This is a genomic window from Methylophilus sp. 13, assembly GCF_015354335.1.
GTDB classification, from domain to species: domain Bacteria; phylum Pseudomonadota; class Gammaproteobacteria; order Burkholderiales; family Methylophilaceae; genus Methylophilus; species Methylophilus glucosoxydans.
The window spans coordinates 470454-483097 of the sequence record NZ_JADKYR010000002.1 but is presented as its reverse complement, the minus strand read 5'-3'; the positions used below and the strand labels follow the sequence as shown (position 1 = coordinate 483097).

Sequence of the window (12644 nt, the reverse complement as noted above, 5' to 3'; positions counted from 1 at the left end):
CTCAATGGCGATAGTTTTAAAGAAAGGAATTCGCGAGATGGGTAGGCAACAACAAAACACGGTTCAAAGGCACAGCGTCGTCTTCAAGCGTTTGATACTCAGCCTGGCCATGCTGCTCAGTGCATGTGTCACCATTAATATTTACTTTCCCGCCGCTGCCGCTGAAAAAGCGGCCGACAAGGTGATTGATGAGGTCTGGCAACTGCCAGCCAGCTCGACCGCACCGACCCCGCCGGCGACGACTCAAGACCCTGTGTCACCCTCTGTTCAGGAGATCAAACCATGATCCATGCACTGTCTAACCTGTTGTGCCGCTATCGTCAGTCTGCAATCGCTATGCTAACTGTCATCTTGCTGGTTGCCGCACCGCCTGTCGCATTGGCGGCCGCAGATTTGGATATCAACACGCCTGCACTGGCCGCAGTTAAAGCCAGCATGCAAGCGCGCCATCCGCAATTACTGCCTTACTACCAGTCAGGCGCAATTGGCTTTACCGCGGATGGCTATATTGCCATCAAAGAGGCCAGCGGAGTGCCATTATCACAACGCAACATGGTTACCAGCTTGGTCAATCAGGAGAACAATGATCGCACCCAGCTCTACCAGGGCATTGCTGCCGCCAATGGGCATCCAGAGTGGACAGGCGAGATTCAGCGCACCTTTGCCCAACGCTGGATGGATAAAGCGCAAGCGGGCTGGTTTGTGCAGAAGGATGGACAGTGGCTTAAGAAATAAGCGGTCTGAACATGCAAAAGCCGAAATGGAAAGCTCCATTTCGGCTTGATTGTTTTGCGCAGACGATGTAAGCCGCCTGCCAGCATAAGCTTAAAAGTGATATTGGAAGCCCAGAGACAACAGGTTCATGTGTGAGTCACTGTCGCCAGCCACTCTGCCATAGTAGGCATAGGTCGCTTTAATATCGACCACTTGATTGATCGGATACTTGTAGCCAAAGCCGGCGACATAGCCCCAGCCTTTATCGTTTACTGAGCTACTTCCTACATTGTTACCCGCCGATGCGCTAATACGTGCATCTAACTCTGAGTAAATGGCACCCGCTTTAACAAAAAAATTGGGGAATTGGCTAGGGCTGAATAAGCCTGATAACTCAACGCCTTTGGCATCGTATTTGATGCTCGCTGATCTGATGTTATCAGAGGCGTCGATTTTTTCTTTAGTGGTCTTGAAGTACGCAAGTTCCAGGGAAAGATTTTCATTGACGCTGTAGCCCGCAAATATCCGTCCTGCGCCTGCATTTCTATCCTGTTTTACCGAGGGGGTTGTACCAAACTCATCAAACCACGCTTCCTTGAAGTCACGTGTTTGATTTTTTTGCCGAAGGTAAGCGACATCCAAACCAAAATAAAACGGTGTTTGTTGCAAGCCATGCTGGCTTTCTGGCTCAGCGGCACTCACAGCGCTGGCGGCTGACATCAGCAATAGTCCCAAGAGAGAAGTTGTACGCAATAGTTTCATAGAAGTGCCTTTACGGTCTGATTGAGGAATGATTTGTTTTTTTGTTACTTTAGCAGAAAAGGTTAAATTAAGTAACTTTTGGTGTGACTATGTTTGTAGGTGTGGGCTGTCACAAATCGGTCATCTAAGACCGCCGAGCAGTAAAGTGTCAGGATGGTGCATAAAACCGCGCTAAATGACTAAAAAGGCAACTTATCTACTGCCATAGATGGTCACAGTGGTGCTGTGGCTGCACAGGCCGGCTCAAAATGACCACGATGCTTATTTTTGGCTTGCCTCGTGGTGAACCGTAGGTATGTCATCAATCAAATCAATTGCTTAAAGCAAATCACCACTGCCAATAGTGCCCCCAAAGTGTGCCGCATTGAACAATTCCGGCCGGTTGCTTCTCTCATCTAGATTGAGAACAAACAGGTAAAAGTCATTGATTTCAGTTTCAGGCATGTTCATTGCATACAATCAAAGTGCGTGTCCCAATGAAAGGAGTTTGTTGTGCCAACTAATCTTTTCGTTCTACCCCGTCTGGGTGAAAGCATTCATCAGCAAGATCTGGGGATTTACTACATTCTGAATCATCACACCGGTCGGGTGCGATCATTGATCCAATTGGCGCGCGAAAACGTGCACTGGTATTTGATGCAGCTGCAACCAATTGCGGATGGACTGGATTATCGCTGGTCGGTGCTGTCGCGTGAGCAAGACTGCGCGCTCAAGGCCGCCACCGACAAGCAAATTGCACATTATTTTTCCAGGCCTGAATACACTGAACCCTCTGGTGCATGGCAAGTCATGCGCAATGCGCATTTTGGCTTTGGTAAATTCACGCCGATGGCCGCGCCCCAGGAAGTCAGTTACGCGATTCTGACGTTTGACGGTGAAGAAATGCAAACGCCTATCCGATTGCATAAAGCGCCTGCGGAATGGCTGGAGGAAGATTCTGAGACGGATATTATGCAACTGGAATTTGCCTGACCGCGCTTTAATCAGGGGGCAAGCTTGATTCCAAATTATCGGAATCAAGCGACAACTACCACCATTACAGAGTCTCTCACAGTGGTAGTTGCGGTGGATCTGGGGCCAGATGCTGTTATCTCTAAGCCTCAGTGCTGACGACGTTCCCTGCTGGACCACGATTTTGCATGTTGGAGGATAAGGCCTGCAAAAAGCCACTCAAGCTGGCATTGCTGCTACTGCCACCGAGTGCGCTAACCAGTGACTGAAAACTGCTCTCCAGCGCACTGTTCTGGTTTGTTGATCCACTGGTGGTCGTGTTACTGGCCGTTGTGTTGCTGGAATCACTACTTGTATTTAAAGCGCTAATCAAGCTTTGTAGTTTTGCTTCCATATCTTGTTTGCCATGGCCGCCGAAATGACGGTGTACGCCTGCTGTTGTGGTGGCATCAACACTCGTCTTGTCTGTACTGTCACTCGTACTTTCTGTATTGTTGCCAGCCGTCCCCTGTGATTGCAGGGCGCCCATCAGGTTTTGTAAAAAACTGCTTAATGCATCACTGGCATCTGTACTCGTGCTTGTTGTGCTACTTGTATCTGTGCTCTCTGTGCTGGTACTTGCACTGTTAGTCCCCTGACTGCCGAAGAGAGATTCCAGACCGCCTGAAATGCCAGCACTTTTCAGCGCTGCGTCTATCGCCCCTAAAAATCCGCCGCCATCCTTGCCTTGTTTGTCGCCATCTGGCGGCGGAGGCGGCGGTTGCATGCCATTACGCTGCCCTACTTGCGAAAGCGATTGAATGTAGTTGTTACTGCCGATTGAATTGATAGATGTCATGATGAGTACTCCGTAAGTTTTTAAAGGTTCAGGGCTGAAGCAATTGCTCCCTGGCAATGCTCTTGTTGACTGAACGGATACAGAGTAATACGGCACCTCTTGGTTTGATAGACTAAAAAAACATAAAAAACCTTTATAAATCATATATTTAAATGTATCAATTGATACAAAAGTGCACTGATTGTATCTTTTGATACAAACGCAGTCTTTTTTGTACAAGCTGACTGCATAGATTGCTGTCAGCACTGGCGCTGTGCTATTTTAAAAGCGACTCTTTAACAGGAAATCCGATGCTTAGTTTGGTGTTTGATATTGAAACGATTCCCGATGTTGCCGGGATCCGCCAGTTACATGATCTGCCAGCCAGTTTGAGTGACGACGAGGTGGCGAATATCGCTTTTCATCAGCGGCGCCAGCAAAATGGCACGGAGTTTCTGCCGCATCATTTGCAGCGCGTGTGTGCGATTTCCTGCGCCTTGCGTGAAGGGAACCAATTTCGCGTCTGGACGCTGGGCGATGAGCAAGCCAGTGAAGCAGAAATTATCCAGCGCTTTTTTGACGGGATTGAAAAATACACCCCTAACCTGGTGAGCTGGAATGGGAGTGGTTTTGATTTGCCGGTGCTGCATTACCGCGCCATGGTGCATGGCATTGCTGCGCCACGCTATTGGGATCTGGGCGAAGACGACAAGGATTTTAAATGGAATAACTACATCAGCCGTTATCACATGCGCCATCTGGATTTAATGGATGTACTGGCCATGTATAGCGGACGTGCCAATGCCCCACTGGATGACATGGCCCAGCTGTGTGGCTTTCCAGGCAAGCTTGGCATGGATGGCAGCAAGGTCTGGCAGGCCTATCTTAACGGTGAAGTCAAGGCGATCCGCGATTATTGCGAAACGGATGTTGCCAATACGCATTTGGTGTACCTGCGCTTTTTAAAAATGCGTGGGCATTTGAATGAGGCTTGTTACCAGTCAGAAATCCAGCTGGTGCGGGATACGCTGGCAGCCTATCCTGGCGAACACTGGCAGCAGTTTATGGCTGCCTGGGACGCAATGGATTCCACTGTTTAAGGCGTCGCTGTCGGTGCGGGTTCCTCAGCGCTTTGATCGTCAGTGACCGGCTCGACAGTATCCTCATCAATCTTGTTTTTCCAATTAAGAATGATGCGTTTAGATTTTTTTGCGTCGTGCACAAAACGGTAGCGCTGCTCGCTACCCAGATAGCTGGCAACCGCCTGATATTTGCCACTCGGCAAGTTGAGCAACAGTCTCGGTGCAGCATGGTCTAGCGTAAATATTTCCTGATTTTTACTGTCCAGAATGGCCAGCTGGATATCATCAATGACGCGACCCGCCTTGCCCTCGGAAAACAGGAAATACAAATTGAATTGTTTTTTAAAGGCTTCCATGGCCTCCACTTCTTCTGAGCCTATGCCGCCAGTGACGTACTGCACCCCATGCACATCCTGCTGGATGGAAATCTCATCGGCATGGCACACCCCGGCCGCGAATAGCGAGAGGCAGATGGCGAGTGAAAGGCAATATTTTTTTAACATGGTGACCTCCTCATTTTGATTAGACCTTGAAACGATTGTATGCCCAAATCAGGTAAAATAACAGGTTATGAGAAATAGCCGTCAACGATCATCCAATTTATCCCCCGCTGCGAAGGCAGCGCAAACTCCGCGCCATGCCAGCATTGAATCACTCGACCAGGAAGGACGGGGCGTTGCCCATGTCGATGGTAAGGTGATTTTTATCGAAGGGGCCCTGCCATTTGAAGAAGTCCTGTTTGTTTCGCACCATGTCAAATCGACCTATGAGCTGGCGACCGCGACTGAGGTTCTGAAAGCTTCGAGCCAGCGCGTGACCCCTGGCTGTGCTTATTTTGGCATTTGCGGTGGCTGTGCCATGCAACATCTGGAGTTTTCGGCACAGGTCGCAGCCAAGCAACGCATGCTGGAAAATGATTTGTGGCATATTGGCCGTGTCAAACCTGCCAAGATTTTACCGCCTATTCAGGGCACGCCTTGGCACTACCGGCACAAAGCCCGTTTACGCGTGCGCTATGTCGAGAAAAAGGGTGGGGTGCTGGTGGGCTTTAATGAAAAGGGCAGCAGCTATGTCACTTTTATGGACAGCTGTGAAGTCCTGACCCAACCGGTGTCGGATTTGATCTTGCCGTTGAAAGCGTTGATTGGACAGCTCTCAGTTAAACAGTCGCTACCACAGATTGAACTGGCGGTAGGTGAAGATGCTACGGTACTGGTGCTACGCATTCTGGAAGCGCTGACCGAGGACGATGTGGCCTTGCTGAAAACCTTTGAAGAGGCGCATGGTGTGCAAATGTGGACGCAAACCAAAGGTCCCGACACGGTCAAGCCTTTGTTTGATCATGGCGATAAATTGCACTACAGCCTGCCTGAGTTTGGTTTGGAGTATCCCTTTAATCCGACGGAGTTTACGCAGGTCAACCCTGCCATCAACCGTGTCATGATCCGTCGTGCCATGCAGTTGTTGCAGCCGCAGGCGGGTGAGCGTATCGCCGATTTTTTCTGTGGGCTCGGTAATTTTACCTTGCCGATTGCGCGCAGTGGCGCCACGGTGTATGGGGTGGAAGGTGCGCAGGCGCTGGTGAAACGGGCGATTGAAAACGCAGGCCTCAATGGCGTGACCAATGTCGAGTTTGCCGAGTCTGATCTGTTTGATATGACGCCTGAGTCATTATTAGCCTTGGGCGCGTTTGACAAATGGCTGATTGATCCCCCGCGTGATGGTGCGATTGAACTGATCAAGGCATTGCCCGAGGCTGAGGATCCGAATGACAGTCACGCGCCCTCACGCATTGTTTATGTCTCTTGTAACCCTTCCACGCTGGCACGCGATGCTGCCATTCTGACTCAGGTCAAGGGTTACCGCTTAGAGGCGGCCGGGGTGATGAATATGTTTCCGCATACGGCGCACGTTGAATCGATTGCTGTGTTTGAGAAGGATTGATGTGCTAGCTGTTCCTCTGCGCTGGCTCAAGCTGGCGCACCTTTTGGCGTTGATCTGTTTAGGGGGAGGGGTGGCCGGCTGTCATTCTTCCAATGCACCGAATACACTGGTGTTTGCAGTGGCGCAGGCGCCACTCAATCTGGATCCGCGCTATGCTACCGATGCGGCTTCAGAGCGGGTCAATCGCCTGGTTTATCAGCGACTGGTCGAGTTTGATGCCGCATCACACGAGGTCGCCGGGTTGGCTTCGTGGCAGCAACTGGATCCCCTGCATTACCGTTTTCACTTGCTGCGGGCCCCAGTATTTCATGATGGCCAGCCTTTGACGGCCACCGATGTGAAAGCGACGTACGATAGCCTGCTCACACTCAAAGACTCGCCCCATACTGCCGAATTCAGGCATATTCGCAACATTAGCACCCCGGATGCAAAGACCATAGACTTTACGTTGGCGCATGCCGATCCCCATTTTGCGGCGCGTATGATTGTCGGCATCCTCCCCGCACGATTAATTGCGGCTGCGCATGACTTTAGCCATGCGCCAGTGGGCAGTGGGCCGTTCAAGTTCGATGGCTGGTCATCTTCGCTGGTGCTGGAGCGATTGGGAGATGGACTCAAGGTGCGCTTTGAAGAAGTCAAAGACCCGAATGTGCGCGTGCTCAAGCTCAAGCGTGGTGAGGCCGATTTGATTCAGGGCGATTTGCCGCCTGAGCTGGTCAAGTATCTGCAAACACAAGCGAATATCACGGTGAATACCGGGGTGGGTGCCAATTACTCTTATCTGGGCATTAATGCCCAGGCAGCTTTTTTAAAGGATGCGCGCGTGCGGCAAGCGATTGCGTATGCGATTGATCCACAGGCCATCATCGATAAAGTCATGGTCAGTCAAAGTCGGCAAGCCAGTGCTATCCTGCCGCCCGAACATTATGCGGGCAATGCGCAATTGCAGCCATATCATTACGATCCCGCTCGCGCCAGACAGTTATTGGCAGCTGCCGGGGTCAAGCTGCCATTGACGCTGATCTATAAAACCAGCACAGACCCGCAACGGGTGCGGCTGGCGACGATTTTGCAGGCACAGATGCAAGCCGCAGGCATAGACTTGCAAATCAAGAGCCTGGATTGGGGCACTTTTTTTGCCGATGTGCAAAAAGGCAATTTTCAACTTTACGGCTTAACCTGGGTGGGCATTAAAACCCCGGAAATCTATGGCAAAGTCTTTGGTTCCAAGAGTATTCCGCCCACAGGTTTTAACCGAGGGCGGTATCAGGATGCCCAACTGGATGCCTTGTTGGAGAAAGAAGACTGGCCTGCCGTCACGCAACGTGTCCACCAGCAGTTGCCCGTGATCCCACTCTGGTATGAAGGTCAGTTTGCCGCCTATCGAGGATCAATTAAACGCTATACCCCGGCGCCGGATGGCAATTGGGATGGGTTGACCAAAGTGGCTTTTCACGCTGCGCCACATTAAGCTTGCTTAAACCGGGGCCTGAACACCAAACCAGTGGCCAATCAGCGCCGTGGCGACCATCGCCAGCGCGCCCCAGATCACCACGCGGATGACGCTTTTGCTGACACTGGCCCCGCCAGTACGTGCGGCCACCATGCCTAGCAAGGCCAAAAATGGCAAGGTGCTGAACATCAGCCACGACTGCACTTGTGCATGCGGGGCGAGTAGCGTGGTCAGCAATGGCAATAGCGCCCCGCTAGAAAAGGCTAATGCGGAGGCAAATGCGGCTTGCAGTGGTTTAGCCTGGTTGATGTCATGCAAGCCTAATTCGTCACGCGCATGTGCCCCTAAAGAATCATGTTGTGACAGCTCCTGGGCGACCTGTTTTGCCAGCGCAGGCGACAAACCGCGCTGGATATAAATGCCAGTGAGTTCGCGTAACTCGCTTTCAGGGTTTTGTGTGAGCTCTTGCGCCTCACGCGCTAGGTCGGCCTGTTCAATATCGGTTTGCGAGCTCACCGAGACATATTCGCCCGCAGCCATGGATAGCGCCCCCGCGACCAGCCCGGCAATGCCCGTCATCATTAATGCCTGTTGCGCAGTCCCTGCTGCTGCCACGCCCATCAGCAAACTGGCGGTAGAGATAATGCCATCATTGGCGCCTAATACGGCTGCACGTAACCAGCCACTGCGCTGTAAAAAATGTTTTTCATGATGTTGCATGGCGCACCTGTACGATTGAGGGGTTGCGATAGAGGGTAGAGTTTAAAAGCATTGGTGCAACGATTGTAATGCAATTTATATTGCCCCAGACGCTCGACTTGCAAATCTGCGGTCAACGGCCATGCAATTGCGATTAAATGGCTTAGAATAATAACTATGCATATTGATATTTCAATTCCGGCGCAAACGCTGACCTTGTTTGATGATCAGGGCCAGCCGCGCAAACAGTACGCAGTGTCAACGGCGGCGAATGGGGTAGGCTGTGTCAAAAACAGCGGTTGTACACCGCTAGGTACCCATATTGTTCGCGCCAAAATTGGCGAGGGCGCGCCGGAAAACACCGTATTCGTTGGCCGCCGGCCCACGGGAGAGATTTTTACACCAGCCTTGAAACAGGCGTTTCCTGAACGTGACTGGATTCTGACCCGCATTTTATGGCTCAGTGGTACCGAGCCAGGTAAAAACCGCCTCGGAGAAGTAGACACCATGCAGCGGTATATTTACATTCATGGCACGCCTGACAGCACCGAGCTCGGCAAGCCCGGTTCGCACGGCTGTGTACGCATGCGTAATACTGACCTGATTGAGTTATTTGATCTGGTGCCTGTGGGTACCCCAGTCCATCTGCACGAGGCGGATGATTAAGCGTTTATTGACATTGCTGCCTGTGGTACTCGGGGTGCTCTGCCTGACATTCCTGCTACTACATCTGGTGCCGGGCGATCCGGTGGATGTCATGCTGGGCGAGTCTGCCAGTGTGGCCGACCGCGAGGCACTAAAAGCAGAACTCGGCCTGAATCAGCCAATGCGGCAGCAGTTTTTGCAATATACCGCCCATCTCTTGCACGGTGACTTTGGTGTCTCCATACACACGCATACCGATATTTCAACCTTGTTGCTGCAAACCTATCCAGCGACCATGCTATTGGCGGTGTCGGCCTTGTGCATAGGCATCAGCATTGGTGTTCCGCTGGGCGTTTGGTCTGCACTCAAGGCAGGACATTGGCAAGACATGATGATCACCTTGTTCAGTATCCGTGTCGCGGCCATGCCGGCATTTTGGCTAGGACCGTTACTCATGCTGGTGTTTGCCGTCTGGCTGGGCTGGTTGCCCGTGAGCGGGATGGAAAGCGCGGCAAGTGTAGTGTTGCCCGCGCTGACTCTGGGCTTGGGCTTAAGTGCCATTCTCACGCGCATGACACGCACCAGCTTGCTCGAGGTCTTGCATGAAGACTATATCCGCACGGCGCGCGCCAAAGGCTTAAGTGAGCAACAAGTGATCCTTAAACATGCCCTGCGGGCGGCCTTGTTGCCGCTGGTGACCATTGTTGGTCTGCAAATGGGCAGTTTGCTGGCCGGGGCGGTGATCACAGAAACCATTTTTGGCTGGAATGGCGTCGGCCGCCTTCTGGTGGATAGCATAGAAAAACGCGACTACCCGGTGACGCAAGCCTGTGTGCTGGTGATTGCCTTGAGCTATGTACTGATTAACCAGGGCACAGATTTGGCCTATCGATGGCTGGATCCACGCACGCGAGGTCAGGCATGAAGACCTTTTCGCTGCTGACCCTGGCGTTTTGGCTGCTGGCGGTACTACTTGGTCGCCTGGTCGAGATGAACCCCAACCAGATTGATCTGGATGCGATTTTACAATGGCCAAGTGCACAACACTGGCTGGGGACTGATGATCTGGGCCGTGACATTCTGGCGCGCGTATTACATGGCGTAGAAGTGTCATTCATGGTGACGGTGATCGTGACGACCATGACCATGGCGATAGGCCTGACGATAGGCTTGCTGGCCGGGTATCATGGCGGCAGGCTGGATGACGTACTCATGCAAATCACCAGTATTTTTCTGGCGTTTCCCGGGATCTTGCTGGCGATTGCGTTTGCCGCCGTGCTGGGTGCGGGTCTCAATAACCTGATCCTGGCCTTGTGTCTGACCGGCTGGGTGACCTACGCCAGACTATCGCGCGGGCAAGCTCTGGCACTACGCCAGCGCCTGCATGTGCTGGCGGCTGAGTCATTAGGTGCTGGCGCATGGCGTATCATGTTGCGCCACATCTTGCCGCTATTGCTGTCGATTTTAATGGTTGAGGCTGCCTACAGCATGGCCAGTGTCATGATTGCAGAAGCTTCGCTGTCCTTTCTTGGCCTGGGGATTCAGGCCCCGGAAGCCTCCTGGGGTGCCATGTTGCGTGATGCGGTGCGCTTTATGCTGGTCGCCCCCCATTATGTGTTGACCGTAGGCGTGTGCATGATGAGCCTGATCCTGGCAATTAACTTGGGGGGGGATGTCTTGCGGGACAAGCTGGATGTGCGTCAGGGAGTGCAAGCATGAAAAAACAATACCGTTATTACGACCTCATTATGGCCGCATTTGCGGTTGTGCTGGTTTGTTCCAACCTGATCGGCCCCGGTAAAATCACTGAAATCCACGCCCCTGTGCTGGGTGCACTCACGTTTGGCGCGGGCATCATGTTTTTCCCCATCAGTTTTATTTTTGGCGATATCCTCACTGAGGTGTATGGCTATGCCGCCTCGCGCCGCGTCATTTGGACCGGCTTTATCTGCCTGGCTTTTGCCAGCCTGATGGCCTGGGTGATTGTGGCCTTGCCGCCCGCACCGGACTGGCATGATCAGGCGGCCTATCAATCTGTGTTTGGCTCGACTGCCCGCATTGCGCTGGCCTCGCTGGTGTCTTTTGTCGCTGGTGAGTTTGTGAATTCCTTTGTCCTGGCCAAAATGAAAGTGTTGACCAGTGGCCGCTGGTTATGGAGCCGCACCATAGGCTCGACCATTTTTGGCGAGGCGGTTGATACCATGTTATTTTTTCCGCTGGCCTTTTATGGCTCAGGCGAATTCCCAGATGCCATGATGCCGCAAATTGTGCTGGCGCAATTTACGGCCAAAGTGCTGGTAGAAGTCGCTTTTACGCCAGTCACCTATAAAATCGTCGCTTTTCTCAAACGGGCAGAAAAAGAAGACTATTACGATACCCATACCGACTTTAGCCCGTTTAAGCTTTAAACTGGCTACCTTTGACAACTTCTGATTATCGGAACCCCATTGACCCTGATTAACTGGTACGAAAAAAACAAAACACAAGCCGCTGACTGGCAGTCAGAAGCGGGTAACCCTGCGCCCAAAGCCGTGGTGATTGCAGACGACACCACCAAAGCGGATGAAGCCTACCGTCTGGCGTGTGAGGGCACCGCCTTGCTATATCGCGGTGACTTTCAAAATGCCAAGCAATTGCTGCAAGCGATTACGCGGCGTGTAGACCGAAAACCAGTCAAACCGGCGGCTAGCCTGCTGGAAGCGTTTCACCAGCATCGCGCGCGCCAGATCGGTCGTGCCAATATTACGAATAAAGTATTAATCGAGCTTAAGTATGGTGCCTGCGATTTGCCGCGTGCGCCAGACGTCAAAGCGGCCGTGCAGGCGGCTTTGATTGTGGATGACAATACCGGCAAACTGCCTGCAAGACTTGTGCTCTCACTGCGTGAGTTGCTGGGCATGGTCGGGGCACATGAGTGGCGTAAAAAAGGCGTGCCGATTCATGCGCTGAATGCCAATATACATGCGCATTACGGGGTGTATTCGCCCGTACGTGGTGAGTATCTCGACCTCATTGACCAGGCGCCGCTTAGTAGTCCGCAGGTGGCCTGGGATATTGGTACCGGCACGGGGGTGATTGCCGCCATTTTAGTAGCGCGGGGCGTCAAGCAAGTCGTCGCAACGGACAACCAGCTGCGAGCATTGACGTGTGCCACCGAAAACATCCAGCGGTTGAATATGCAAAGCCATATTCAAGTCATGCAGGCAGACTTGTTTCCAGCGGGTAGTGCGGACCTGATTGTCTGTAATCCTCCCTGGCTACCTGCCAAAGCGAATGCGCCGATTGAGCATGCCGTGTATGACCCCGAAAGCAAGATGCTGAAAGGCTTTTTAAGTGGCTTGAAAGCGCATTTAAATCCTGAGGGCGAGGGGTGGCTGATAATGTCTAATTTGGCTGAGCAGATTGGCTTGCGCCAGCCTGAGGCCTTAAATACATGGATCCATGAAGCAGGGTTGCAGGTGGTCGACAAGCTGGATATTGCGCCAACACATGCCAAGGCCAGCGATCAATCGGATCCGTTATATGCTGCCCGTGCCAAAGAAGTAACCAGTCTTTATCGGTTAAAATGCGTTTGAAT

At 52.2% G+C, this 12644-nt stretch carries 16 protein-coding genes; 11 read left to right on the top strand and 5 right to left on the bottom strand.

Going from position 1 to position 12644, the window contains the following annotated elements:
• The first annotated feature begins 37 nt into the window (after nucleotides 1-37).
• Complete coding sequence (locus INP77_RS06510) at nucleotides 38-286, top strand: hypothetical protein (protein ID WP_194748204.1); 249 nt, start codon at nucleotides 38-40, stop codon at nucleotides 284-286.
• Nucleotides 283-735, top strand: coding sequence for a YdbL family protein (locus tag INP77_RS06505; RefSeq protein WP_194748203.1), 453 nt, complete (start codon nucleotides 283-285; stop codon nucleotides 733-735). Before INP77_RS06510 ends, INP77_RS06505 begins: the two co-directional genes overlap by 4 nt.
• 90 nt (nucleotides 736-825) lie before the next feature.
• Here the strand turns inward: INP77_RS06505 and INP77_RS06500 are convergent, their stop codons facing one another.
• Nucleotides 826-1476, bottom strand: coding sequence for an outer membrane beta-barrel protein (locus INP77_RS06500; RefSeq protein WP_194748202.1), 651 nt, complete (start codon nucleotides 1474-1476; stop codon nucleotides 826-828).
• A gap of 318 nt (nucleotides 1477-1794) precedes the next feature.
• Nucleotides 1795-1920: a hypothetical protein gene (locus tag INP77_RS14980; RefSeq protein ID WP_255521184.1), complete on the bottom strand. Its 126-nt coding sequence runs from the start codon at nucleotides 1918-1920 to the stop codon at nucleotides 1795-1797.
• Nucleotides 1921-1968: 48 nt separating this feature from the next.
• Here INP77_RS14980 and INP77_RS06495 point away from each other — a divergent pair, with 48 nt between their 5' ends.
• Nucleotides 1969-2448: a hypothetical protein gene (locus tag INP77_RS06495; protein WP_194748201.1), complete on the top strand. Its 480-nt coding sequence runs from the start codon at nucleotides 1969-1971 to the stop codon at nucleotides 2446-2448.
• A gap of 121 nt (nucleotides 2449-2569) precedes the next feature.
• Here the strand turns inward: INP77_RS06495 and INP77_RS06490 are convergent, their stop codons facing one another.
• A complete protein-coding gene (locus tag INP77_RS06490) occupies nucleotides 2570-3265 on the bottom strand; it encodes a hypothetical protein (protein WP_194748200.1) in 696 nt (231 codons plus the stop codon).
• 290 nt (nucleotides 3266-3555) lie between these two features.
• Here INP77_RS06490 and INP77_RS06485 point away from each other — a divergent pair, with 290 nt between their 5' ends.
• Nucleotides 3556-4344, top strand: coding sequence for a 3'-5' exonuclease (locus tag INP77_RS06485; RefSeq protein ID WP_194748199.1), 789 nt, complete (start codon nucleotides 3556-3558; stop codon nucleotides 4342-4344).
• Here the strand turns inward: INP77_RS06485 and INP77_RS06480 are convergent.
• Nucleotides 4341-4829 (bottom strand): hypothetical protein, encoded by a 489-nt coding sequence (locus tag INP77_RS06480; RefSeq protein WP_194748198.1) that lies wholly within the window; start codon nucleotides 4827-4829, stop codon nucleotides 4341-4343. The genes INP77_RS06485 and INP77_RS06480 overlap by 4 nt on opposite strands.
• 67 nt (nucleotides 4830-4896) lie before the next feature.
• On the opposite strand from INP77_RS06480, the gene rlmD reads away from it, so the two are divergent.
• Both rlmD and INP77_RS06470 read left to right on the top strand, forming a co-directional pair.
• Entirely contained in the window at nucleotides 4897-6270 is a 1374-nt protein-coding gene (gene rlmD, locus INP77_RS06475; RefSeq protein ID WP_194748197.1) for a 23S rRNA (uracil(1939)-C(5))-methyltransferase RlmD, read from the top strand.
• Nucleotides 6271-6340: 70 nt separating this feature from the next.
• Nucleotides 6341-7741 (top strand): ABC transporter substrate-binding protein, encoded by a 1401-nt coding sequence (locus INP77_RS06470; protein ID WP_368667927.1) that lies wholly within the window; start codon nucleotides 6341-6343, stop codon nucleotides 7739-7741.
• 6 nt (nucleotides 7742-7747) lie between these two features.
• On the opposite strand, the gene INP77_RS06465 is transcribed toward INP77_RS06470, so the two are convergent.
• Nucleotides 7748-8443 carry a VIT family protein gene (locus tag INP77_RS06465; RefSeq protein WP_194748196.1) on the bottom strand — a complete coding sequence of 232 codons (696 nt, stop codon included), beginning with the start codon at nucleotides 8441-8443 and terminating at the stop codon, nucleotides 7748-7750.
• Nucleotides 8444-8599: 156 nt separating this feature from the next.
• Between INP77_RS06465 and INP77_RS06460 the strand changes: the two genes are divergently transcribed.
• The 5 genes from INP77_RS06460 to INP77_RS06440 are packed head-to-tail and all read left to right on the top strand — an operon-like array spanning nucleotide 8600 to nucleotide 12642.
• Nucleotides 8600-9088: a L,D-transpeptidase gene (locus tag INP77_RS06460; protein WP_194748195.1), complete on the top strand. Its 489-nt coding sequence runs from the start codon at nucleotides 8600-8602 to the stop codon at nucleotides 9086-9088.
• Complete coding sequence (gene nikB / locus INP77_RS06455; protein ID WP_194748194.1) at nucleotides 9081-9992, top strand: nickel ABC transporter permease; 912 nt, start codon at nucleotides 9081-9083, stop codon at nucleotides 9990-9992. The genes INP77_RS06460 and nikB overlap by 8 nt, the downstream gene beginning before the upstream one ends.
• The gene (locus INP77_RS06450) at nucleotides 9989-10786 is read left to right on the top strand and encodes an ABC transporter permease (RefSeq protein ID WP_194748193.1); all 798 of its coding nucleotides are present in this window, start codon (nucleotides 9989-9991) and stop codon (nucleotides 10784-10786) included. The genes nikB and INP77_RS06450 overlap by 4 nt, the downstream gene beginning before the upstream one ends.
• Complete coding sequence (locus INP77_RS06445; protein WP_194748192.1) at nucleotides 10783-11475, top strand: queuosine precursor transporter; 693 nt, start codon at nucleotides 10783-10785, stop codon at nucleotides 11473-11475. Before INP77_RS06450 ends, INP77_RS06445 begins: the two co-directional genes overlap by 4 nt.
• 39 nt (nucleotides 11476-11514) lie before the next feature.
• Nucleotides 11515-12642, top strand: a complete 1128-nt coding sequence (locus tag INP77_RS06440) for a class I SAM-dependent methyltransferase (RefSeq protein ID WP_194748191.1) — start codon at nucleotides 11515-11517, stop codon at nucleotides 12640-12642.
• Nucleotides 12643-12644: the final 2 nt, after the last annotated feature.